19 protein-coding genes are annotated in these 23708 nt (G+C 69.9%); 8 read left to right on the top strand and 11 right to left on the bottom strand.

Annotated features, from left to right (window positions below; genetic code table 11):
• Positions 1 to 6: 6 nt before the first annotated feature.
• Positions 7 to 1068: a gamma carbonic anhydrase family protein gene (locus BLU09_RS30475; protein ID WP_090493707.1), complete on the bottom strand. Its 1062-nt coding sequence runs from the start codon at positions 1066 to 1068 to the stop codon at positions 7 to 9.
• Positions 1069 to 1289: 221 nt separating this feature from the next.
• Here BLU09_RS30475 and BLU09_RS30470 point away from each other — a divergent pair, with 221 nt between their 5' ends.
• Together BLU09_RS30470 and BLU09_RS30465 are read left to right on the top strand one after the other, a co-directional pair.
• Entirely contained in the window at positions 1290 to 2744 is a 1455-nt protein-coding gene (locus tag BLU09_RS30470) for an MATE family efflux transporter (RefSeq protein WP_090493705.1), read from the top strand.
• Positions 2745 to 2762: 18 nt separating this feature from the next.
• The gene (locus BLU09_RS30465; RefSeq protein ID WP_244172153.1) at positions 2763 to 4616 is read left to right on the top strand and encodes a hypothetical protein; all 1854 of its coding nucleotides are present in this window, start codon (positions 2763 to 2765) and stop codon (positions 4614 to 4616) included.
• Between the two features lie 5 nt (positions 4617 to 4621).
• On the opposite strand, the gene BLU09_RS30460 is transcribed toward BLU09_RS30465, so the two are convergent.
• Complete coding sequence (locus BLU09_RS30460) at positions 4622 to 5728, bottom strand: hypothetical protein (protein ID WP_090493700.1); 1107 nt, start codon at positions 5726 to 5728, stop codon at positions 4622 to 4624.
• A 210-nt stretch (positions 5729 to 5938) separates the two neighbouring features.
• Here BLU09_RS30460 and BLU09_RS30455 point away from each other — a divergent pair, with 210 nt between their 5' ends.
• Positions 5939 to 6142, top strand: coding sequence for a hypothetical protein (locus BLU09_RS30455; protein WP_090493697.1), 204 nt, complete (start codon positions 5939 to 5941; stop codon positions 6140 to 6142).
• 69 nt (positions 6143 to 6211) lie between these two features.
• Here BLU09_RS30455 and BLU09_RS30450 read toward each other — a convergent pair whose 3' ends face one another.
• The 4 genes from BLU09_RS30450 to BLU09_RS30435 form a co-directional block, all read right to left on the bottom strand.
• Positions 6212 to 7885 carry an ABC transporter permease gene (locus tag BLU09_RS30450; protein WP_090493695.1) on the bottom strand — a complete coding sequence of 558 codons (1674 nt, stop codon included), beginning with the start codon at positions 7883 to 7885 and terminating at the stop codon, positions 6212 to 6214.
• Positions 7882 to 8928, bottom strand: coding sequence for an ABC transporter substrate-binding protein (locus BLU09_RS30445; protein WP_090493693.1), 1047 nt, complete (start codon positions 8926 to 8928; stop codon positions 7882 to 7884). Before BLU09_RS30445 ends, BLU09_RS30450 begins: the two co-directional genes overlap by 4 nt.
• Positions 8929 to 9045: 117 nt before the next feature.
• A complete protein-coding gene (locus BLU09_RS30440; RefSeq protein ID WP_244172152.1) occupies positions 9046 to 10302 on the bottom strand; it encodes an SO2930 family diheme c-type cytochrome in 1257 nt (418 codons plus the stop codon).
• Positions 10303 to 10323: 21 nt separating this feature from the next.
• Positions 10324 to 11868 carry a parallel beta-helix domain-containing protein gene (locus BLU09_RS30435; protein ID WP_186817760.1) on the bottom strand — a complete coding sequence of 515 codons (1545 nt, stop codon included), beginning with the start codon at positions 11866 to 11868 and terminating at the stop codon, positions 10324 to 10326.
• Between the two features lie 199 nt (positions 11869 to 12067).
• Between BLU09_RS30435 and BLU09_RS30430 the strand changes: the two genes are divergently transcribed.
• From BLU09_RS30430 to BLU09_RS30420, 3 genes are all read left to right on the top strand, one after another.
• On the top strand, positions 12068 to 13009 hold the full coding sequence (locus BLU09_RS30430; protein WP_090493686.1) for a heme-dependent oxidative N-demethylase family protein: 942 nt from the start codon (positions 12068 to 12070) through the stop codon (positions 13007 to 13009).
• 188 nt (positions 13010 to 13197) lie between these two features.
• Entirely contained in the window at positions 13198 to 13977 is a 780-nt protein-coding gene (locus tag BLU09_RS30425; RefSeq protein ID WP_090493683.1) for an FKBP-type peptidyl-prolyl cis-trans isomerase, read from the top strand.
• A 169-nt stretch (positions 13978 to 14146) separates the two neighbouring features.
• Positions 14147 to 14977 (top strand): dienelactone hydrolase family protein, encoded by an 831-nt coding sequence (locus tag BLU09_RS30420; RefSeq protein ID WP_090493681.1) that lies wholly within the window; start codon positions 14147 to 14149, stop codon positions 14975 to 14977.
• Here the strand turns inward: BLU09_RS30420 and BLU09_RS30415 are convergent.
• From BLU09_RS30415 to BLU09_RS30395, 5 genes are all read right to left on the bottom strand, one after another.
• Entirely contained in the window at positions 14971 to 15546 is a 576-nt protein-coding gene (locus BLU09_RS30415; RefSeq protein WP_090493679.1) for a CAP domain-containing protein, read from the bottom strand. The two genes, BLU09_RS30420 and BLU09_RS30415, sit on opposite strands and share 7 nt — an antisense overlap.
• A gap of 90 nt (positions 15547 to 15636) precedes the next feature.
• Entirely contained in the window at positions 15637 to 16314 is a 678-nt protein-coding gene (locus BLU09_RS30410; protein WP_090493960.1) for a CAP domain-containing protein, read from the bottom strand.
• 77 nt (positions 16315 to 16391) lie between these two features.
• Positions 16392 to 17732: a DUF1552 domain-containing protein gene (locus BLU09_RS30405; RefSeq protein WP_090493677.1), complete on the bottom strand. Its 1341-nt coding sequence runs from the start codon at positions 17730 to 17732 to the stop codon at positions 16392 to 16394.
• Positions 17729 to 19333, bottom strand: coding sequence for a DUF1592 domain-containing protein (locus BLU09_RS30400; RefSeq protein WP_244172151.1), 1605 nt, complete (start codon positions 19331 to 19333; stop codon positions 17729 to 17731). The genes BLU09_RS30405 and BLU09_RS30400 overlap by 4 nt, the downstream gene beginning before the upstream one ends.
• Positions 19334 to 19675: 342 nt before the next feature.
• A complete protein-coding gene (locus tag BLU09_RS30395) occupies positions 19676 to 21733 on the bottom strand; it encodes a M3 family metallopeptidase (RefSeq protein ID WP_167371193.1) in 2058 nt (685 codons plus the stop codon).
• 133 nt (positions 21734 to 21866) lie between these two features.
• Between BLU09_RS30395 and BLU09_RS30390 the strand changes: the two genes are divergently transcribed.
• Together BLU09_RS30390 and BLU09_RS30385 are read left to right on the top strand one after the other, a co-directional pair.
• Positions 21867 to 22688 (top strand): CheR family methyltransferase, encoded by an 822-nt coding sequence (locus BLU09_RS30390; RefSeq protein WP_186817761.1) that lies wholly within the window; start codon positions 21867 to 21869, stop codon positions 22686 to 22688.
• A 120-nt stretch (positions 22689 to 22808) separates the two neighbouring features.
• Complete coding sequence (locus BLU09_RS30385; RefSeq protein WP_090493668.1) at positions 22809 to 23705, top strand: hypothetical protein; 897 nt, start codon at positions 22809 to 22811, stop codon at positions 23703 to 23705.
• Positions 23706 to 23708 lie beyond the last annotated feature (3 nt).

The raw sequence follows: 23708 nt of genomic DNA, 5'->3' as shown, positions 1-23708 counted from the left end.
CGCGCCCTAGCCGATGCGCCGCAGCCCCGGCAGGTCTTCCGGCCGCAGCGCCCAGCGGGGCACCGGCGGCAGGGACGCCAACGTGCCCGTCTGCGTCGCCGGGAAGCCTTCGATGTGCGCACCATCCGTGAAGGCGCTGCCCTGCTTCACCAGGCTGCCCGCGCCCACGAAGCTGCCGCGTCCCAGCCGCGTTCCGTCACAGAGGATGGCACCCGGCTCCACCACGGTGTTCGCGCCCACGTGGCTGCCATGCACTGTGCAGCCCGGACCGATGATGGCGCCGTCCTCCAGCGTCAGCGTGTGGTCCGACAGCCGGTGCAGCACGGTGTTGGCCAGCACCTGCACGCCCGCGCCGATGCGGACTGGACCATTGCCATCCCCGAGGATTTTGACCCCGGGGCCAATGATGCAGCCCGGGCCGATGATGACGTCCCCTGTCACCTCGGCCGAGGAGAAGAGGGTGGCGGTGGGGTGCACCAGTGGGTGCTTGTCGCGAAACGTATAGAGCTGTCCCATGGGAGCGTCCTCTGCGCGATCTCTCGCGGAGAATGCGGTGAGTGGCTGGCCCGGCAGGTCGAGGCTTCCGCCGCGGCGCTTCCGGAGCCGTTCCAGGTCATCCGCGGTGGTTCGACGGAGAATGCGGCCGGGGCGGCCCACGACGACGGAGTCGTCCGGCACCACGGTGCCCGCTGGAATGAGCGTTCCTTCCGCCAGCAGGCAGCGCGTACCGATGCGCGCGCCGGGCATGAGGATGGAGCCACCTCCCACATTGCAGAGCGCGCCGACCTCCGCGCCGATGACGACGCTGCGGTGGTCCAGGAAGGTACGCTCTCCCACCGTGACGGGCTGCTGCGGCAGTCCGATGATGACACCGTTCTCCAGCACGGCCGAGCCGGCGCCCAACCGCACGGCGCCTTCGTGCGAGCGCACCACCGCGCCTTGCGCGATGTTGGCTCCCGGACCCAGGTGGAGAGTTCCCAGCACCCGCGCGCTGCTGGAGAGGCTGAAGTGCGCGGCCCCCCCGACAGGCACCGCGGGCGCACTTTCGTGCGGCAGGCTGATGACCATTGACGCGGCACCCTACACCCACGCGCTCGGCGGCCCGACGGCCCGACGGCGCAGGTAGGTTGTCCAGCGTCCGACGCTCTCAGGGCCGGGCCTTGCCCTGGGGGCGGTTGCCCGCTCGCCGCGCAGGGGGCCTGGAGGGGAGAGGCGTCAGGTGCCATGGGGTATGGCGTCCCTGGACCTCTTTCGGCCTTCCTGACAGAAGGGCGCCAACGGAGGCAGGCATGTCTGAGTCATCCCCGGTCCGGTTCGAACCCGTTCCGGCGGAAGCAGGAGGTCCGCCCGAAGAGGGGCCTCAGGGGTTCTGGGCTTCGGTGAAGGAAGCCATTCACGGAACCGAGAGGGACCTCACCCGGCTTCCAGTTCGCAGCGCCATCTTCCTGCTCGCCGTGCCGATGGTGCTGGAGATGATGATGGAGTCCGTCTTCGCCGTCGTCGACGTCTTCTTCGTCGGCCGGCTGGGGGCGGACGCGGTGGCGGCGGTGGGACTGACGGAGTCGCTGCTCACCATCATCTACGCGGCGTCCGCGGGGCTGAGCATCGGCGCCACGGCGCTGGTGTCCCGCCGCATCGGTGAAGGCGACCCGGAGCGGGCCGCGCGCACGGCGGTGCAGGCGGTGGGGCTGGGCGTCGTGTTGTCCATTCCGGTGTCGGTGGCGGGCGTCTACTTCGCGCGGCCGTTGATGGCGATGATGGGCGGCTCGCCGTGGGTGCTGGAGCACGGCATCCGCTACACGCAGGTGATGCTGGGCGGCATGGGCAGCGTCCTGCTGCTGTTCCTCATCAACGCCATCTTCCGCGGCGCGGGGGACGCGGCCATCGCCATGCGCGTGCTGTGGCTGGCCAACGCCATCAACATCGTGCTGGCGCCGCTCCTCATCTTCGGCGTGGGGCCCTTCCCGGAGCTGGGCGTCATGGGCGCCGCGGTGGCCACCACCTTCGGGCGCTCCTGCGGCGTGGTGTACCAGCTCTACCGGTTGGCGCGGGGCTCCGGCCGGCTGCGGCTGCGGCGCGAGCACCTGCGCCTGGAGCCGGGGACGATGCTGGCCATGCTGCGGATGTCGGGTGCGGGCACGGCCCAGGCGTTGGTGGGCACGACGAGCTGGGTGGTGCTGGCCCGCATCGTGGCCACGTTCGGCAGCGCGGCCGTGGCGGGCTACACCATCGCATTGCGAATCGTGCTGTTCGCGCTGCTGCCTTCGTGGGGGCTGAGCAACGCGGCGGCCACCATGGTGGGACAGAGCCTGGGCGCGGGAAAGCCGGAGCGAGGCGAGCACGCGGTGTGGACGGCGGGGCGCATCAACGCCGTCTTCCTGGGCTCGCTGGGGCTGCTGTTCGTCCTCGCGGCCAATCCCGTGGTGGGCATCTTCACGAACGACGCCGCGGTCATGAAGGAAGCGGTGCTCGCCCTGCGCATCCTCAGCGCCAGCTTCCTGTTCTATGCTTTCGGCATGGTGTTGACGCAGGCCTTCAACGGAGCAGGGGACACCACCACGCCCACCGTGCTCAACATCTGTTGCTTCTGGCTGTTGGAGCTGCCCCTGGCGTGGGTGCTCTCCGGCCCCCTGGGCTTGGGGCCGCCGGGGGCATTCCTTTCCATCTCGGTGGCCTTCTCGGTGATGGCGCTGGTGGCCGTCGTCCTGTTCCGGCGCGGAACCTGGAAGCACCGGGTGGTCTGAATGGGAGGGCGGAACGTCATGGCCCATGCACGGCGTTCCGCCCGGTCCCCGGGGCTGCTTCCGGTGTTCCTGCTCCTCGTCCTGGGGCTGGCTTCGTGCCACACCGTGGAGATGCCCGGGGATGAGGTGGCCTGCGCGGGGCTGCAGTGCACGGCGGGCACCTGCTTCTCCAACGCGGGGCAGCCCATGTGCCGCTGCGGAGCGTGGGAGCGGGCCGCGGGGCTGACGTGCTCGGTCGCCGCCTTCACGCAGCCGGATGACCATGGGGGCTCGCCTGACAGCGCGACAGTGCTGACGCTCCCCATGTCGCCCCAGGAGGGCCGTATCGACGAGGGCCGGCGGGAGGCGATGCTGGACAGGGACTTGTTCGCCGTCACCGTGGAGGCGAGCGGCCTGTATCGCTTCTCGTGCACGCGGCTGATGCTGGTGGAGTGCCGGGTGCGGTTGCTGGATGTGGCTGGGAACGCCCACGACATGCCTTCCGCTTTCGAGGGGGCGAGGGTGTCGTGGTTCCCCACGCTCTCCGAGGGCACCTGGTACTTCGAGGTCTCCAGCAGGGACGCTTACGGGCGCTACACGTACGAGCTGGCGTCGCTGGGCGTGGATGACCATGGCGATACGTTGGAGGACGCCACCGTCCTGGAGGCCGGCTCCGGCACGTCGTTCCCCGTGCGGCTCTCCTCGCCCTTTGACGCGGATGTGTTCACCTTCCGCTCGCGGGTGGGGCATGGCTACCGCTTCATCTGTGAGCAGGCGCCCAACCCGTTCCTTCAATTGACGCTGCAGTCCGCGACCGGCTTGCTGATGGATGCGGTGCAGGGCACCTCAGGGGAGCCGCTCACGGTGAGCCTGCAGGCGACGTCCGAGCGAGACTGGCTCCTGATGTTGGCCGCCGACCATGGCACCTTCCCGGTGGATGCCGCCTGCCGCTTCGAGGACCTGGGGCCCGATGAGCATGGCGACACACTGGCGACCGCCACGCCCGTGACGCCGGGTGTCCCGGTGGCGGTCACCCTTCAGTCGCGTGATGACGTGGATGTCTTCTCCTTCACGGGGGAGTCCGGGCATGTCTACACGGTGCGGACGGAAGGGGCCGGGCGGTGGTCGGCCCAGGTGGTGGACGAAGAGGGTGCGAACGTGGCGCTCACGACGACCGACCAGTTGCGGGTCCGCATGAACCGCTGGGGCACCTACTCCCTTCGCGTCCAAGGTGGGGCTCCCTGGGAGCACTCCTTCGTGCTGACGCTGGTGGATGCGGGAACGGATGACCACGGCGATTCTCCAGAGACGGCGACATTCATCTCCCCGGGAACCACCATCACGGGCCGCTTCGACTCACCTCAGGACACGGATGCCATCGCCTTCTACACCCAGGCACGTGCCATCTATCTTGCGTCCTATGCGCCGTTCGCCGACCTGTCCCTGAACCCGCGAGGCGCCGTGGGCATCCTGGGGTTGGAGGGCGGCCGCCATCTCTTCAGCGCGAGGGACGCCCGGCAGGTCACCTTGATGCTCCAGCCCCTGAATGGCGTGGAGGGTTTCTCCCTGACGCTGGAGGAGGTGGCCATCGATGACCATCCGGACTCCAGCGAGGATGCGCAAATCCTGGAGCTGCCGGCTTCGAGGGCCGGCGTGGTCCAGTCGGCCGTCGACACGGACGTGTTCTCCGTCTGGCTGGAGGAGGGGCGCGCGTACCGGCTGGGCCTGGACGCTGGCACGCTCCGCGCGACGCTCATCGCGCCTGGTGGTCTCCTGGCGAATCTGCGGGACGGACGGTTCGTGGCGAGCCGGAGCGGTCTCCATACGCTGTTTCTCGCCGGTGCTTCCGGCCTGGAGCAGGTCCCCTGGCGCTTCACGCTCCAAGCGGAGTGAGTGCGTCAGGGCAGGCAGATTTCAAAGCCGGTCCGCCCGGCGGGGAAGGTGTCCCGGGGACGTGAGGCGGGCGTCACGGCGTAGAGGTGGAAGTCGAGGCGCCGCTGGAGGAAGCCCTTCAGCGCGGGCGCCAGCGGGTCCAGTTCGTCCTGGTACAGCGTGAAGAAGTGGAAGCCCTGGCCGTGAAAGTCCGCGTACACCCGCTCCACGAGCGCGCGGAAGACGGCCGGGTCTTCTCCGCGCACGCTGGTGTTGCAGAGATAGAAGTAGCGGAAGTCACTTCCCGGCGCGGGCAGGCGCGGCGCGCGGAGCGCGGTGGCCAGCATGTCCCAGCCCCACCGCACCCAGCGCATGCCTCCCCGGTAGGCATGGACGCGGTAGCGCTTCACGGCCTCCGGGTTCCAGGCGCTGGTGCAGCCCACCAGCGCGCCGGTCGCGTCGAAGGCCAGATAGGTGTCTTCGATTCGCAGCCCGGGCCAGTGGGCGAGGCGGTGCTCCAACTCGCCCGTGTCGAAGCGGTAGCCGAAAGGCCGCGCGCGGTGGTCGGCATCCAGCAACGCCGAGACAGCGGGGACGTCCGCGGGTGTGGCGCGCCGCACGGTAACGGCGCTTCGCCGGGGACGGCGGCGGAGCAGGAACTGGATGGACACGGCGGAGAAGCGACGAAGCAGGGTGTAGTGCGGCTGGCTCACGCGCCCGGGCCGCCGCCGCACGAGCGCATGGAGCGCGGGGGCATTGGAGGCCATGACGGCCGTGAGGAAGGTGTCCACGCCCAGGCGCTGGGCGCTCTCCTCGATCATGGGCCCGTAGAAGCGCGCGAGGCCGCGGTTCCGGCGCGCGGAGAAGCGGGTGCGCAGGTCTCCCAGGTAGCCCACCCGGCACGGACGGCCCTCCAGCCAGCCATCGCGCACGTGCACGGCGCCCATGCCGTCCAGCCGGCCGTGCTCGCCGTGGACCCAGGCCTCCGTCTCTCCGCGCTGCATGGTGTAGAGGCCGAAGTAGTCGGGCGCACGCTGTGCGGAGAGGACCAGGTCCCCCTGCATGGGCACCGTGCCGAACAGGTCGAGCAGCGCGGTGTTGTCGTCACGGGTAGCGCGTCGAAAGTTGCTCATGCGGCGGTGACGGAGTCTACCCTGGCCGCCGCCGTTTGCCGTGAGTCCCTCGGCTTTGGCGCGACGGTGCTTCGAGGCCGTGTCCGAAACACCATGTCGCTGTGTGTCAGGAAGTCTGCTGTTGTGTCGCGGAAGCACGCGGCGTGTGGATTGGCTGCCTCGTGTCTGAGTCTGGAGTTAGGCTGAGGGCTCCCCGAAAGGAGTCACGCGATGAAGAAGAATGGAATTGCGATGCTGATGGCGCTGGGTGTGGGACTGGCGGCGGGTTTCGGAATGGCGTTCATGCCGTCCACGGCCGAGGCCAACGCGCCTGAGTTCACCCAGTCCATCTGTGAGCGCAACTCGGACTGTGACCACTTCTGTGGCGAGGGATACGGGCACTGCATCCGGGGCATGTACTGCGCGTGCATGTAATGGCGAGCAGGTCCTGAAGGCATCGCCAGGAAGCCGCCGGCTCCCTGGCGATGTCGGACACCTCCGCCATCACCGCGTGTCCAAGGGCCGCCGGGTCAGCAGCGCGAGCAGCGCCTGTCCCACCACCACCAGCGCGATGAAGGCACATGCCAGCACCGCGGCGGCGGCGGGGTCCGCGTAGCTCTGGAGTTCAAACAGCAGCGTCCCGAGCACCTCGGTTCCCGCGGGCACGAGCAGGACGGACATCGTGATTTCCGTCGCGCATGCGAGGAACGCCAGGACGAAGGCCGCGGTGAGCGCCGGCCGCAGCAAGGGCAGGGGCGCATCCACGAACGCGCGCCAGGGGCCGGCACCACTGACCCGCGCGGCCTCGGTGAGCGAGGCGTCCAGTTGCGCGAGCGCCTCCTCGCTGTTGCGCGCGCCCAGCGCGAGGTACTTCGCCACATAGGCGATGAGCAGCAGCCACGGCGTGTGTGCCAGCGCGAGCACGAAGGCGACGCGGTCCAGGAGGATGAAGCGCAAGTCCCGGGAGAACGCGAGCAGCAGCGCCAGGGCCAGCACCGTCCCCGGCACCGCGTAGGGCCATACGGCCAGCGCCTCCACGCCCGTGCCCAGGCGGCGCAGCCCGCGTCGCAGCACCGCCGCCGCGAGCCCCAGCCCACACACCAGGACACCCGCGCCCGCCGCCAGCAGGACGCTGCGCCCCGTGGCGTGCAGCGTGCGCGGCTCCAGCAGCACACCCGCCCAGTGCGTCAGCGTCAACGTCTCCCAGGTCAGCGCCGCGCCGAAGCTGCGCTGGAGCGACGTGAGGAGGATGGCCCCCAGCGGGAGCAGCACCAGCGCCGCGGCCGTCAGGCTCACCGCGCCCAGGACGAGCCCGCGTGCGCGCCCCAGCGGGAAGGGACGGGACGACAGGCCCTTGCCCGCGCCGAGGCGGACGCGGCCGGCCCGGCCCAGCGCCCAGGTCACCAGCATCGCCATGGGGGCGAGCAGCAGCAGCGGCGTCGCCAGTTGCGCGGCGCGCGCGAGGCCTTCGTCACCGCCCATCAGCACCAGTTCATAGATGCGCGTGGTGAGCACCCGCGTGGGCGGTGAGGCCGACACGCCCAGCAGGTACGGCACGCCGAAGGACGAGGCCGCCATGAGGAACACCATCACCGCGCCCGACAGCAGGGAGGGCAGCGCCAGCGGCAGCGTCGTCGTCAGCAGCGCCCGGGGCGTCGACGCGCCGCAGACGCGCGCGGCTTCCTCCACCGCCGGGTCCACGCGCCGCAGGGCCGCCGCGCCCGCCAGCAGCACCAGCGGGAGGCCCGACACGCCCTCCACGAAGGCGATGCCCGCGGGGCCATAGATGTCGAAGGTGTCATCGCCGAGCAGCCGGTTGAGGTACCCCGCGCGAGGGCTCGCGAGCGACAGCCAGCCCATGCCCCAGATGAACGCGGGCACGGCGGAGGGCAGGGTGAACAGCACCGTGAAGGCCCCGCGCAGGGGCAGGTCGGTGCGTTGCAGCACCAGCGCCAGCGGCGCTCCCAGGACGAAGGCCAGCACCGCAGCGCCCGTGGCGATGCGCAGCGTGTTTCCCAGCGCGCCACCTTCGGCGAGCAGCCAGTCCAGGCCGCCCGTCCCGGAGTGGCCCAGGCCTCGCCAGAGCAGCGCGGCCACCGGAAGCACGGAGAAGCAGAGCACCGGCACCAACCACAGGCCGAGCCCCAGCCATTGGGATTTGGGGGCCGCCGCGCTCATTGTGAGAAGGCCTGGCGGAAGCGCTCCTTCACGGCGCCGCCCTGTGTGAGCCCGCGCTCGAGCAGCTCGGGCGTCCAGGGGCGCGCGCGCTCCAGCAACTCCGAGACACCGGCCTCTCCCCGAGGGCCCGCGAGCCTGGGGTCCACCGCGTGCATGTCTCCCTTCTCCACGATGATGCGCTGGCCTTCGGGCGACAGCAGCACGTCCACCACCGCCTTCGCCGCGACGGGGTTGGGCGTCGTCGTGAAGAGGGCCGCGGGGCCGGGGATGACGACGGCGCCATCGGTGGGCCACACCACCTGGATGGGACTGCCGCGGGCCTGGGCCGCGAGCGCGTTCTCCAGGAGCAGCACGCCCGCATCCGCCTCGCCGCTCTCCACCTTCTGGAGCACCGCCGCGTTGCCTCCCGCGACGATGGCGCCTCGCTGGCGCAGCCCGGGGAAGAAGGACTCGCCGTACTTCGCGTCGCAGAACACGGCCCAGGTGAAGGCGGTGCCCGACGTCAGCGGATCTCCAATCGCCACACGTCCCGCCCACGGACCTTCCGCGAGCGCCGCGAAGGAGGGGGGCGGCGGTGGCCCGTCCTGCCGGTGCACCAGGACCATGGTGGACAGGCGCAGGGCCGCGTAGCGCGCGTCCAGGTCCACCAGGGCGCGGGGCACCCGGAGCACGTTGGGCGAGGCGTAGCGGAGCAGGGCGCCTTCACGGGCCAGCCGCTCGTAGAGGAACGGGTCCGAAGTGGCCAGCAGGTCCGCGCGGATGGCCCCGGCGGCGCGCTCCGCCTCCAGCCGGCTGGCCACCTTCTCACTGCCCGCCTGATACCAGTGCACCCGGACGTCGGGGAGCCGCGCCTTCAGCAGCGGCTCCAGCGCGTCCAGGACGTGCCGATACATGGACGTGTAGACCCAGACGTCTCCGGAGGGCGTGCCCTCGCGCGCCAGCGTGGGCCCGGCCGCGGGCGCGGCGGACTCGATGCGGCAGGCGGCGAGCAGGACGAGCGCGGCGGCGACCCCCGCGGCCCGGAGCAGCATGGGCAGGGACATGTGCTTGCGATTATGCGGCACGCGCGCGCCCTGTCACGCGGCGCGGCCGTCACGCATCGGAAACGAGAAGCCCCTCCGCGCACCGGGCACGGAGGGGCCGCTCGTCTGAGCGAGGACCTACTTGCAGGCCCGCGCCGGCATGGCGTCAATCCAGTCGGCGATGAGTCGTGAGCCCTGGTCGTGGCGAAGCACGCGGCCCAGCTCCGGCATCATCTTCCCCGACTCCTCGGTGTGCAGGCGGTACCAGAGGATGGACACCGAATGGCTGCCGGGGACGATGTCGAACTCACCGCCCACGCCACCGCCCGCGGAGCCCGGCCGCTTGCACACGCCCAACGTGAACTCCTCCGTGTTGTCCACGTTGAGGAACAGCCGGCTGGTGGTGCCCGCCGTCCCCTTGGGGTTGTGGCAATGCGCGCAGTTGATGTCCAGGTAGGCGCGTGCGCGCTGCTCCAGCGTGCCGTCCTCCTCGTTGAACGCGTTCGGCGCGCGGGGAATCTGGTCGACCGGAGGCAGCCCCGTCAGCCGGCCCAGGTTGGCCAGGTGCTGAAGCTGGTTGATGGGCCCGTTGCCATAGTCATGGTCCTGGTTGAGGTAGCGGGCCTTCACGCCAATGGGCAGCAGCACCTGGTTCTCCTGGGCGTCCTGGAGATGGTGGCACTTCAGGCACTGGTTCTTGCTGGGCACCAGGTAGTCCAGCGTCCGCTCCACGCCGTCCTCGCCAATGAAGCGCACGCCGCGGACGACGCGGCCGCCGTTGGCCAGCGTGGCCTCCGTCTGGGCCTCGTTCCAGAAGTAGGGAAAGGCCTCCCAGCCCCCGGGCCTGTGCACCAGCACGCGCGTCTCGATGGCGCGCACGTTCTCTTCCGGGACGCGGAGGTCCGCGGGGAAGGAGAACGTCTTGGTGATGATGGTGCCCACCGGCAGGTCCAGCACGTCGGTGGCCGAGTACCCGGCCTGCGCGTCCGGCGGGATGTACAGCGTGCGCGACTTCACCGAGTAGTCGGAGAAGAGCGGCGTGGTCAGCGCATAGGGGATGTTCCCCTCCACCGGCTGGAGCCCACCCGTCGCGGGTGTCCCGGTGAAGAGGCCGAAGCCCGACAGGGTATTGGGCGGAAACGCAGGCCCGGCGTCGGGCGTCCCCGCGTCCTCGTTCGTCCCCGCGTCCTCCGGGGTGCCGGCGTCCTCGCCCGCGTCACCCGTGCCCGCGTCCGGGGTGCCGCTGTCCTCGGGCGGAAGCCCGGAGTCGACGATGGAGCCGCCTCCGCCGTCCGGGGTCGGCGTCACGCCGTCCTCGTCACCCGAGCACGAGGCCAGCGCCGCGGTCACCAGCATCGCGGCGAGGCCCAGTCCTGGGATGAACGGCCTGTACATGCGTCCGTTCTTCACGATGTCTCAGCGGATGGTCAGGGCCGGGGTGAAGCCCGAACAGTTGTAGGGCTCGGCGCCCTGGGCATAGCGGCGCGTCTCTCCCCAGGCGGCGGCCGCGTTTTCGGGGGTGGGGCCCGCCGAGAGGTGGCCACCGACGGCCTGCAGGTCGAAGTCCACCACCGAGGCCTGCGTGCCCTCCGGCAGCGTGTTGCGGGTGAAGCAGATGTTGATGGGGTTGGCCAGGCTCTCATCGCGAGGCGCCGGGTCGAGGCCGTCCCACAGCACGTGCTCCACGCCCGTCACGCCGTGGGCCGCGGCGCCGTACTGGTAGACGGCGCCCACCAGCGCGCCCAGCGGACGGCGCTCCGGGTCCGGCGTGCCGTTGTCCACCATTTGGCCGCTGCCACCGGTGAAGGTGTTGTCGTGGATGGAGATGTCCTGGCTGGGGAAGTTGAAGAAGCCGGCCGCCCACTGGACGGGGTCGGGCTCAATGGCCAGACCGCTGAGGATGGCGATGTCCACCGTGTTGTTGTTGCCCCACGTGTTGCGCTCCATCTCCACCCGGCGGGAGGCCAGGATGAAGGTGCCGGTGCCGGCCGGGACCTGGGACACGGTGCTGCTGCTGGCCTCCACGGAGGCGAAGTTGGGGCGGTTGTTCCCGGTGATGGTGTTGTGGGCGACGTAGATGTCCGTGCCCCGGATGGGGTTGCCCGGCAGGTCGAACACGACCAGGCCCGTGGTGTTGTCCTCGGCGACGTTGTGCGTGACGTGGGCGTACTTCGTGTTCTCGATTTCGATGCCCGCCACGTTCTTCTTCGCCACGTTCCGCCGGACGATGGTGTGCTGCGTCTGACCGACGTAGATACCCGCGTCGGCGGCGTTGTACGCCTCACAGTCCTCGACGAGGACGTACGATGATTTCACGGGGTAGATGCCGTACTTGCCGTTGCTCTCCTGGTTCTCCTGGGCCCACTCGGTGCGGAGGCGCTGGATGTTCACGTTGACGGAGGACTCGATGCGCAGGCCATCCTTCTTCGCGTTCCAGACGGCCAGGTCGCTCACCGTGAAGAGCTTGCTCACCACGTCGAAGCCGTTGGTGTTCGCCGCCGCGTGCGTGAAGTCCAGCACGGTGCTGGACTCGCCGCCGGTGGCCTCGCCCTGGGCGCCCTTGCCCGCGCCCTTGACGGTGATGCCGTTGGCGCGGATGGTGATGGCGTTGTCGAACTGGAAGGTGCCCGCGCCCAGGTGGAGGGTGGTGCAGTCGTCCAGCGCGTTCACCGCGTCCTGGAGGTCCTGCTCCTGGCCCGGATTGAACGTCAGCTCGGTCTGCTCCTTGCCTTCGCAGGAGAACTCCTGCGGCCAGGCCATGGAGCCGCCGGCGTCCGGGGTGCCCGCGTCACTGCCCGCGTCACTGCCTGCGTCGCTGCCTGCGTCCGCGGGCACGCCAGAGTCCGGCTGGCCCGCGTCCGGACGGTCATCGCCGTCATCCGAACAGGCGGGAAGGACCATCAGTCCCACGAGGGCAAGAAGCACGGCACGGGGCGCGCGCGACGGCGGCAGAGGATGCATCAGGTATCTCCTGTGGAAGTGCTGCGCCTTCTGGCTGCTGAGCACGAGGCTCCAGGGCGCGGCCCGGAATGCGAATCCTCCCCGTGAAGATGAACAACCTCAAGGGTGAGACATCGAAAAACAGCCACCCTTCCGTGACGCGATGCGTTCTGCAACGCGATTGATAAATTGCTCCAATCCTTCATGAGAGGTCGACGCGGTGCTGCCTTACTTCCCCTTCGAGCAGGATGTCTTTTCAATGTCGCTGGGCGTGCGTGCGCTGAGGCCTGAAGAGACACTCATTGAAGTAGACGCGCCGCGCTATGCGGACGAAGTGGCATTGAAGGTGGCGCTGCTGACGGCGGGGCACGCCGAGCGCTTCCAGGGAGGGCCCGGAACAGAGGAGCTTCAATGGGAGACGTTGACGGTGCTGCTGCCTGCCATGGCGCGTCAATCGCCGGAGCACTTCTCGCTGGAGGTGGAGGGCACGCGCTGGTGCTGGCACAACCGCCTGCTGGGCACGCGGACGCACTTCACGCCGGGGGACGCGGCGAGCCTGCCGCTGGCGCCGCTGGACTGGTTTGGCCGGCAGGTTCAGGAGGACCTGCTGCTGCTGGACGGCACGCATGAGGGGTTCCCGCTGGTGGCGGGCCAGTTGTGTTTCCCTTCCGGGTGGTGCTTGGGGGACAAACTGGGCCGGTCGCTGCTGGCCGTCCACGAGCCGGTGCCCCAGTTCAACGCGAAGCTGGGGCCCTCCACGCTGAAGTTGATGGAGGGCCTGAAGCCCGGGCGCCCCGTCACGCGCTGCAACTGGGCCATCAGCGTCACGGAGCGGCTGGACCTGGAGCCGCGCACGCTGCCGGAGTGGCGGCACTTGTTCGACGGCATCACCCCGGACAATGCGGGCGAGCGTTGCTTCCTCCGCCTGGAGCGTCAGACGCTCACCCGGCTGCCCCGCACGCGCGCCATTCTCTTCACCATCCACACCTACGTGGCCCCGGTGGCCTCGGAAGTGGAAGCGCCCGGTCGGCGGCAGCGGCTGGCCCGCGTGCTGCGCACCGTGCCCGCCGACACCGCGGCCTACAAGCGCGTCGCGCCCGTGCTGGCGCCGCTGCTGGGCTACCTGGAGGCGGGCGAGGCTGACGCCGGGGGGAAGGGGTAATGAAAAACCCCACCTCCTGGAGAGGACACGAGGTCGCCCTGGGGGCGGGCGGGGTGTCGCTCAGGAACGGGGACGCTTCTGGGGTGCCGTCGAACCGGAAGTCAGGCCATTTCTGTAGTAAGTCGCCCCTCAGAACTGACTGCGGCGATGTCTCACTGCCGCTCTAAAAAGCAAGGAAGGGCAACGACATGCAGAAGACGTGGCTGGTCGCGGGAATGCTGGTGCTGGCGGGCTGCCAGCAGCAGGGCAAGACGGATTCGACGCCGGCGGCGACGGCGACGGCGCCCGGCGCGAGCGCGAATCCGCAGACGGAGGACCAGAAGACGCTGTACGCGCTCGGCCTGTCCATTGGCCGCAGCGTGAGCGTGTTCGACATGACTCCCGAGGAGCTGGAGTACGTCAAGGCGGGCATCTCCGCGCAGGTGAAGGGCGAGAAGCCCGCGGTGGAGCTGGAGACGTACGGCCCGAAGCTGCAGGAGCTGGCGCGCGCGCGCAGCACCCGCAAGGCGGAGGCTGAGAAGGAGAAGGCGAAGGCATTCCTGGAGACGGCCTCGAAGGAAGAGGGCGCCCAGAAGACGGAGTCCGGCCTCATCTACAAGGAGCTGACCGCCGGTACGGGCGCGTCGCCCCAGGCGTCGGACATCGTGAAGGTGCACTACCGTGGCACGCTGCCGGACGGCACCGAGTTCGACAGCTCGCACAAGCGTGGCGAGCCCACGCAGTTCCCGCTCCAGGGTGTCATCAAGTGCTGGACCGAGGGCGTGCAGAAGATGAAAGTGGGCGGCAAGGCCAAGCTCGTGTGCCCGTCCGACATCGCCTACGGTGACCGCGGCGCGCCGCCGAACATCCCGGGCGGGGCCGCCCTGGTGTTCGAGGTGGAGCTGCTGGAGATCGTCAAGCCGCCGGAGATGCCGGCCATGGGCGGCACGCCGCCGGCGGGCAAGCCCTCCGCGGCCGAGAAGAAGTAGTCACCGTCTTCACGCAGGACGCCCAGGGGGCTGGCGGGGGATTCTTCCCTCCCAGCCCTCTTCGCGTTCGCGGGCACCGGAGTGGCGGAGGGGCGCTGCCTCGGGGTAGTCCAACAGCCGCCAGCGTCTCCGCCTCGGGGACGGGCCAACCCACGGAGGTCGACACATCATGCGCCAGGGCCTGCTGTTGATGATGGGAGCGCTGCTGCTGAGCGCCTGTGTCCAGGGCCGCGCCCGGGAAGTGCTCCGCGAGCCGTCCGCCACGGGCGCTGTCTCCGAGTCGGAGTTCAAGGCGCTGCACACGCTCCGCGAGGACGCGCCGCCAGTGCTCAAGGGCCAGGAGGTGGAGGTGGCCGGCACGAAGGCCTACCTGAGCCTGCCCCAGGGCGCGCAGGGGCCGCTGCCCGCCGTCATCGTCATCCATGAGTGGTGGGGGCTCAATGACCACATCCGCCACTGGACGGACCGGCTGGCCGCGGAGGGCTACGCCGCGCTGGCGGTGGACCTGTATGGCGGGAAGGTGGCCACCACGCGGGATGAGGCGCTGGCGCTGCTGAAGGCCGTGGACCCGGCGCGCGCGCAGGCGATGCTGACGGCCGCGCACACCTTCTTGCAGCAGGACGCGCGGGTGCAGGCGCCGCGCACGGGCACCATCGGCTGGTGCTTCGGGGGCGGCTGGTCCCTGCACGCGGCCATGGCCATGCCGGAACTGGACGCGGCGGTCCTCTACTACGGCAACCCGGTGACGGAGGCGCGGGAGCTCGCCGCCATCCGCGCGCCGGTGCTGGGCATCTTCGGCACGAAGGACCCGTCCATCCCCCTGGAGACGGTGCAGGCCTTCCGGCAGGCCTTGGATGATGCGGGCGTGCGGCACTACATCCTGGAGTTCGAGGCGGAGCACGCCTTCGCCAACCCGTCGAGTGAGCGCTACGACGCGCAGGCCGCCGCGGGTGCCTGGCAGCAGGTGGCGGCCTTCCTGGACCAGCACCTGCGTCAGTAGGGGCGCTGGCCCACGTAGTTGCCCGGCGGCGCGTAGTTGCACACCCAGAGCGTCCAATTCGGGAACTGGGAACCGAAGGGCGAGTTCGTCGTGCACTCCTGGACGGCGCAGCCCAGGGCCCGCGTGTTGCGCCACACCACCTGGGTGTAGTGGCCGCAGACCTTGCCGCTCGCGCAGGTGTTGGCGGCGTGGTCGTAGTGGGCGGCCTCGTCCACCCAGCCCTGCACCACGCCCTGGGCGCCCATGGCGCTGGACGATGCCGCGGTGAGGTTCTCCCCCAGGTTGCCGCGATTCGGGTTGTGCGAGAACTGGCACTTCGCTGCGTAGGCCTTCGCCGTGCGCGTCGCCTGCTCGTCCCACGTCAGGTCCTCCAACGCGGGGGAGGCGGCGGGCGACACGTTCCTCCGCGCGGCGTTGTGCGCGGCCAGCATGTCGCGGTCGAACTGCGTCATGACCAGCGGCTCGGTGTCGCCGTCCTCCTCTCCGGGTGTGTCGGAGCCACAGCCGGTGAGGAGCAGGGGGATGAGCAGGCCAAGCGGTCGAAGATGGCGGGGCGTGGGGCGGAGCATGGGGGGATTATCCGCCGCGAGGCGGAGGGCCGTCACCTCCCGCCGCGTGAGTGTCCGGCACCCGGGACACACCGGCCCCGTGGGGCGCGGTCAGTAGGGCCGCTGACCCACCCAGTTGCCCGGCGGCGTGTAGTTGCACACCCAGAGCTGCCAGGTAGGGAACTTCGCGCCGAACGGTGAGTTCTTGTTGCACATCACCGTGGCGCACCCCACGGCCGCCGTTTTGCGCCACACCACCTGCGTGTAGTGCCCGCACACCTTGCCCTTCTGGCAGGTGTTGCGCCGGTAGTCGTAGTCAGCGGCTTCGTCCGCCCAGCTCTTCACCACCTGGGACGTGGTCCACGCGCCGGGCGTGGCGGCGGCGAGGTTCTCTCCGAAGTCGCCCCGGTCCGGGTTGTGCTCGAACTTGCAGGCCTTCGCCCAGGACGCGGCCTTGCGCTCGGCCTGGGTGGACCAGGCCAGCGGCGGCAGCGCGGGCTTGGGGGCGGGCTGGGCCCGGGAGCGCGCCAGGTTGTGCGCGGCCACCATGTCCCGGGAGAAGTCCTTCGCATCGGGAAGGGCCGCGCGTGGCTCCTTCGGCTTCGCGGACGCGGCGGGCTGCCTTGTGGCCACCGCCTGCCGGGAGGTGGCGTTCTGTCGCCGCCCCTGTTGGGTGCCACCGCTCCCGCAGCCGAGCAGCGGCGGCAGCAGGAGCAAGGCGGACCAGCGGGAGACGCGGGAGAAGGAAGGCATGAGGGGGATGATGCGCCAGGACGCCCGCTCATGCATGTGAAGCGTGCGCGGCGGGGCATTGCGCGCGGTGGGCCGCCCGCTCACATGCTCCGCCGCGCACGGGAACGCCGGGGTTACACAAGGCCCGGCAGCGGGCCCGTCCCGTCGTCACCGAAGGTGGTGATGTTGGGCACGCCCATGGCCTGCATCAGGTAGATGTACAGGTTGGCCAGCGGGTCCTCCTGGTAGACGATGTGCCGGCCCGGGGTGAGCGCGCCGCCGCCCCTGCCCGCCAGGATGATGGGCAGGTTGACGTGGTTGTGAGAGTCCCCGTCGCCGATTTCGCTGGAGAAGTAGACCATCGAGTTGTCGAGCATCGAAAGGCCGTTGGCCTCGATGACCGACTTCATGCGCTCCAGCAGGTACTGGAGGAGCGTCACCTCCCATTTGTCGATGGTGGCGAGCGCGTTGTAGTTGGACTGCGACTTCTGGTGGTGCGAGTACGTGTGGTGTGCGCCGCTGAGCCCCAGGAAGGGGTAGACCTTGTTGGCGCGCGCGTTGGCCAGCATGAAGGTGGCCACCCGGGTGAGGTCACACTGGAAGGCGAGGATGATGAGGTCCATCATCGCCTTGGTCTTCTCCGTCGGGTCCTCGGACACGATGGGAGCGGCTCCCGTGGCGCAGGTCATGGATGGGACGGACACGTCCTCCACCCGCTTCTCCAACTCCCGCACGCTGGTGAAGTACTCATCCAGCTTCTGCAGGTCCGAGGTGCCCAGCCGGCCCTTCAGCGCGGTGGCGTCATCGCGCACGACGTCGATGATGCTCTTGCCGTAAGCGCGCCGCTTCTCGATTTGTGCCTGCGTCTCTCCGGGGATGCCGCCCGCGAAGAGCCGGTTGAACGCGGCCTGCGCGTTGGTCTCCTTGGCCACCGGTGTCCGAGGCCCCGCCCACGCGATGTTGTTGGCATACGGGCACGCGTAGCCGGAGTCGCAGTTTCCGATGCCGCGGCCCGCGTCGATGCCCAGCTCCATGGACCCATAGCGGGTGGCCCGCGTCGCCGTCATGTGGTTGGCGATGACCTGGTCCATGGAGATGCCCACGCGGATGTTGGTGCCCTCCGTCTTGTACACCTTGGCGCAGGACAGGAACGCGCCGGTGGCAGCGGCATGGTGCCCGTCACCATCCGGGAAGGCAGGCCTGTTCGCCAGGCCGGTGAGGACCAGCAGGTCGTTCTTCACCGCGGCCAGGGGCTCCAGCGTGGGCGTCAGCTCCCACGCGGGGCCCTCTATCGTGGGCGTCCACTTCTGCATGTGGATGCCGTTGGGCGTGTAGAAGACGGCCAATCTGCGGGGCACGGTGCCCGGCGCGCCATGTGCCTTGCTGGGAAGCATCTGCTCCAACAGGGGCAGCGCCATCAGCGCCCCCGTTCCCCGCAAGACGGTCCGTCGCGAGAGTCTGAATTTCTTGCTCATGGCGTCTGCTCCTCCTCGGCGCCACGCTGCGTGAAGTGGCTGCTCGAGACGATGCTGAGGATGTAGTCGACGAGCCGCCCACCGCGGGCCTCGGCCTTTTCGGCGACATCCTTCACCGCGCAGTGGTCGGCCTCGTCCAGGCCACGGCCCGTGGCATAGGTGAGCATGTGCTCGGTGATGCAGTTGGTCAGCTTCGGGTCCTCCTTCAGGTAGGTCTGCATGTCGCGCACCCCGTTGAGGATGGCGCCGTCGGGCAGGTCACCCGTGGCGTCCACGGGCGCGCCGCTCACCTCCTGGAGGCGCCAGCGGCCAATGGGGTCGAAGTTCTCCATCGCCAGCCCCAGCGGGTCCATCAGCCGGTGGCAGCCCTGGCACGCCGGCGCGCTGCGGTGGAGCGCCATGCGCTCCTTCATCGTCATGTCCGGCGTGATGGGCGGCGGCAGGTTCTCCACGTTTGGCGGCGGCGGCGGCGGCGCCGAGCACAGCAGCTGCTCCAGCACCCAGACGCCGCGCTGCACCGGTGAGGTGCGGTCCGGGTTGGACGTGACGGTGAGCAGCGAACCCTTGCCGAAGATGCCGCTGCGCTCCGGGTGGCCCGTGAGGTCCACGCGCTTGTGCGTGGGGCTGCCGGGCAATGGCAGGCCGTAGTGGGCGGCCAGCTGGTCGTTCACGTAGGTGAACGGCGCGTCGATGAGGTCCTTCAGCTTGAGGTCGCTGGAGATGAACTCCGCGAAGAAGAGCTCCGTCTCCGTGCGCATGGCGGCGCGCAGCTCCTCGTTGAACGCGCCATAGAGCGTGCCGTCCGGCACGGCGGTGCCCAGCGCGCGGGTGAAGAGCCACTGGCCGGCGAAGTTCTCCACCAGCGCGCGTGCCTTCGGGTCCGCGAGCATGCGCCGCACCTGGGCCTCCACCTCCGCGGGGTCGCTCAGCTTCCCTGCTTCGGCGGCGGCGAACAGCGCGTCGTCCGGCATGCTGCTCCACAGGAAGTAGGAGAGCCTGCTGGCCAGCTCGTAGTTGTCGAGCGTGTACGGTTCGGTGCTCCCTGGCGGCGCGTTCTTCTCCACCCGGAAGAGGAAGTGCGGTGAGACGAGCACCGAGCGCAGGGCCAGCTTCACGCCCACCTCGGGCGGGTCCGCGTGCTGGCTCGCCAGGGTGACGAAGGTCATCAGCTTGTCGACCTCTTCCTGCTGCACCGGCCGGCGCCAGGCGCGGCGGGCGAAGTTGGAGAGGATTTCGTGCGCGCACGGCGCAGGGTTGAGCGGGTCCAGTGCGCAGGAGTTGAAGACGCCGCGCGTCCAGGCGTCATTCACCAGCCGCTCCGCTGCGGCGGAGTACTTCTCCATCAACAGCGGCGACAGCGAGAGCACGTCGGCGATGTTGTCGAAGCCGTAGCCGTGGTCGTCGATAGGGAAGTCCTGGGCCGGCTGGGTGGTGTCTCCCAGCAGGTCCCGCACGGTGGCGTTGTATTCCGCGCGGTTGAGACGGTGAAGCGTGACGCGTCGCGGATTCTGGGGCGCGTTCTCGCACTCGCCTGCCACCGGGGGCTGCCCCGGTGGACCCGGTACTCCTGGCACCTCCTCGTCGGGTTTGACCCGAGCCATCGGGCCGTCATCGGTGCAGCTGGTCACCAGCAGGGCGAGACTTGCGCCCGCAAGGAAGAGCCAGCCCCCTCTTCGTCGATGCATGGGTGTCACGTCGGCTACCCCCCTCCACACTGCCCCATCCGAAGCCGGGACAGCTGAAGCCGTAGCAATGCGCTCTCCACCCAGGCGCGTAGCCTGGTGGACCTCTCCGTTGTTTCAGGGGGCAGGACGGCGTCGGCTACCCGGAAGCGCGCAGGGAAGAGAGGGGCGCGAGTGGGTAGCGAAGTTCCCGGCGAGGGAACCGCGGACGAACGCAGCCTGCGGCGTGCAAGCTGCGTTCGCGTGGGTGCCGCGGGCTCCTTACTTCGCGTCGAGGTACGCGCGGTACGCGTCGAAGCCGTACTCGCGCCCGAGGAAGTCCTTCACCAACTCGGCGGCGGGCTTGGAGCCGCCGGGCTCCAGCACGGTGCGGCGGTACTTCATCGCCGTCTCCCGGTCGAGGAAGCCCTTCTTCTGGAACTCGGTCTCCAGGTCCTTCGCGATGACGGAGGACCAGAGATACGTGTAGTACGCCGCCGAGTAGCCATCCAGGTGCCCGAAGGCCACCTCGAAGTGCGTGCCGTCACGGTGCTCATGCTTGAAGGGGCTGAGCCGGGTCTGCAGGGCAACCAGGGCCTCGGTCGTGTCGAAGCCCGGCTCGCGGGAGTAATAGTCCAGGCTCACCGCGGACAGGAACAGCTGCCGCCGCGCCCACAGGCCCTGGCCGAACTCCTTCGACGCGCGGAGCTTCTCCACCATCTCTGAAGGGATGGGCTGGTTCGTCTCGTGGTGCTTCGCGAACTCCTTCAGCACCTCCGGGTTGCCCGCCCACTGCTGGAGCAGCATGGACGGCGTCTCCACGAAGTCCCACTCCACGCGGGTGCCCGCGATGCCCGCCCACTTCAGGTGCCCGCCGAAGATGGCGTGCAGCAGGTGGCCGAACTCGTGGAAGAAGGTCTCCACCTCGTCGTGCGTCATCAGTTCGCCGGGGCGCGCGAAGTTGCACACCAGCGAGGCCTCCGGGTAGCGCTTGCCCGCCTGACCCGCGACGAGGTCGAACTGCGCCGCGTGCTTGTACTTGTCGTCACGCGGGTGCATGTCCAGGTAGATGCGGCCCAGCAGCGTGTCGCCGTCGAACACGTCGTAGGTCTCCACCTCCTGCTGCCACACCCGGGCGTCCTTCACCGGCTTGTAGGTGATGCCCCAGATGCGCGAGGTGATGTCCATCACCCCCGCCTTCACCCGGCCGTACTCGAAGTAGGGCCGGACCGCCTGCGAGTCGAAGCTGAAGCGCTCCGCGCGCAGCCGGTCCTCGTAGAAGTCCTGGTCCCAGGGCTCCAGCACCTTGGCTCCCTTGACGTCCTTCTGCTTGCGCGCCAGGAGCTGCGCGTACTCCTGCTTCGCGCGGGCCTCGGTGGCCACGCCCAGCCGGTCGATGAAGTCCGCGGCCGCCTGCTGCGTGCGCGTCATCTTCGTCTCGGTGGTGTACGCGGCCCAGCTCGCGTAGCCCAGCAGCGTGGCCAGCTCGTGGCGCTTGGCGATGAGCTGCGCCAGCACGTCCTGGTTGGCCGGGTACGCGCGCTGGCGGTAGGTGCGCCACAGCTTCTCGCGCGCCTTCGCGTTCTTCGCGTACGTCATGAAGGGGAAGTAGTCCGGGTAGTTGGTGGTGATGACCACCAGCCCGTCCGCGCCCGGCGGGTGCGCCTTGCGGTAGTCCTCCGGCAGGCCGTCCAGCTCGGCGGGCTTGAAGGTCACCTTGCGGACGTCCTCGGCGATGTTCTTGCTGAACTGCTGCCCCAGCTTGAGCAGCGCCTCGTTGAGCGACTTCACCTTGGCGCGGGTGGCGTCGTCGCGGTCCACGCCGGCGCGGCGGAAGTCGAGCAGCGCGCGGTCCATCCAGTACCGGGTCGCTGCGTCCGCGCTGGACAGGTCCACCGCGGCCAGCGCGTCATAGACGCCTCGGTCCTGGGACAGCGCCACGTTGGCGGAGTCCACGCGCTGCTCGCACTCGCGCGCGGCGTCGCGGAAGGCCGCCTCCGGATGCACCTCGCGCGCGAGGCTGGAGCGGTTGGCCGCGGCGAGCAGCGAGCCCAGGGCCTCGTCATAGGCGGCGAGCACGGCCTGGCCGTCCTTGCGCGCGTCCAGCGCCTTGATGGCGGACACCTGCGCGCGGGTGCGCTCGAGGTCCGCGTCACACGCGGCGGTGAAGTCGGCCAGGGAGCCGGAGAGGACGCTGGCGCCTTCGGGAGGCGGCACGGGCTTGGGCGCGGCGGGGGCCGGGGCCTGCTGCGCGGTGGGCTCGGGGGCCGCGGCGGGGGTGTGCGTGCAGCCGGCCGACGCCAGTGCCGCGGAGAGGGTGAGGGCGCTCAGTCTCTTCAAGGGTGGGTTCCTCCGGGGTCCAGGGACAATGCCGGAGCGTCATGCCACATCCCGCCTGCCTCCGCCCGGTGCAAGCGGCCTTCTCTTGCCCGGACGCGGCGGCCGTGCCGACATCCAGGAGGAGGCCGACCCGATGACGGACCGTGAATGCGTGGAGCTGTTGCAGTGGGCCGCGCCCCGCCTGCGCCTTCGTTGGGAGGGCTTCCGGCGCGTCCGGGGGCAGGTGTGCAAGCGCATCGCCCGCAGGCTGAAGGCGCTGGGCCTGCCAGACGCGGGGGCCTACCGCGCCCGGCTGGAGGCGGAGCCCTCGGAGTGGGACGTGCTCGACGCGCTGTGCCGCGTCACCATCTCCCGCTTCTACCGGGACGCGCGCGTCTTCGAGGTGCTGCGCCAGGACTTGCTCCCCGCCCGGCTGGAGTCCCTTCGCTCCCGGGGCGAGGCCACGTTGCGGGCGTGGAGCGCGGGCTGTGCTTCCGGCGAGGAGCCCTACACGCTGTCGGTGCTCTTCCAACTGGGGCTCGAGCCTCGATTCCCGGGAGCGCGCCTGGCGTTGGTGGCCACCGATGCGGACGCGGGGCTGCTCGCGCGGGCGGCGCGGGGCTGCTATCCGCGCGGGGCCTTGCGTGAGCTGCCGCGTGACTGGGCGGAGCGGGCCTTTCCGGGGCCCGGTGACGAACCGTGCCTTGCGCCGGAGTACCGGCGGGCGGTGGACTTCCTCCAGCAGGACTTGCGCTCCCAGATGCCCGACGGGCCCTTCCACCTGGTGCTGTGCCGCAACGTCGCCTTCACCTACTTCGCGCCGCCGCTTCAACGCGAGGTCCTGTCACGGCTGGTGTCGCGGCTGGTCCCTGGCGGGCTGCTGGTGATTGGCGGCCATGAGTCCCTGCCCGAAGGAGACTTCGGCCTGACGCGCGCCGCCGGCCCGCTGCCTGTCTTCGCGCGGACAGACGCCTGAGACCGCCGGGCTCTATTCACGAATTCGTCCGGTGCGAGCATTCTCCGTCGCTGGGCCGTGCTCCCCTGACGTGAGCGGGACGGAGGACTCGGGCCTGCGCGTGGCCGGAGGAATCCGAGGATGCGCACGAAGCTGTGGTGGAGCGTGGTGCTGGCGGCGTGTGCGTGTGGTGGCGCCGCGAAGACGGGCGACGAGCTCCGCTCACGGCAGGCGGGACTGTCGCTCTCCGCCACGCCAGGAGAGGCCCGGGGCACCTTCGTCCATGAGGACGAGGCGGTGACGTTCTCCTCTCGCGAGGTGGAGCCAGGGGTGTACCGGCTGGAGGTCCGGCTGCGCGGGTTGACGCTCACCGGGTTGATGGAGCCGGCCCTCGGCGTCTCCACGCTGGATGGTTTCGCGGAGGCGAATGCCATGGACGCGCAGATGCGCGCCGCGGACCGCGCGCTGCTCACCGCCCTCTATCGCGAGCTCGATGAGGCGCTTCCCTTCGGAGACGCGGCGGCCCCCGCGGCGATGTACCTGCGCCGCGCGGTGAGCATGTGGTCCCAGTACCCGGACACCGTGGGGCTGCGGCGCGCGGTGATGGGCGAGAAGGGGCGTGGCTACACGATGTTGTGCAGCTATGCGCAGTGCAACGGGCGCAACTCGGGCAGCTGCGAGGGGCGCTACAACTGGTACGCCCACGCGACGCACGACTGCGACCGGGGCGGCTTCGACTGGCCCGGCAACCAGCAGCTGGCCCAGCTCGGTGACCACTACTCCTGCAGCGGGGACGAGTTCTTTCTGGCCGGCGATACCTGGCACTGCGGTTCGCCCAACCACTGGCACCGGCCGAAGGTGGTGGGCAACTGCTTCGGGCGCTGCGGCAGCACGTGCGGCGGGGACACCCAGTACACGGTGGACGCCACCAACCACGACAGCTGCGTGCGCAATGGCCACATCCTGGTGAGCGGCTGGTGCAATGACCAGTTCACCGCCGCCGTGGATGACGAGCTGTTCGCCCCCAACTGCTACTGAGCC

This window comes from Myxococcus virescens (assembly GCF_900101905.1).
GTDB classification, from domain to species: Bacteria; Myxococcota; Myxococcia; order Myxococcales; family Myxococcaceae; genus Myxococcus; species Myxococcus virescens.
The sequence above is the reverse complement of the archived record's forward strand: the minus strand, read 5'-3'. Positions and strand labels throughout refer to the sequence as shown.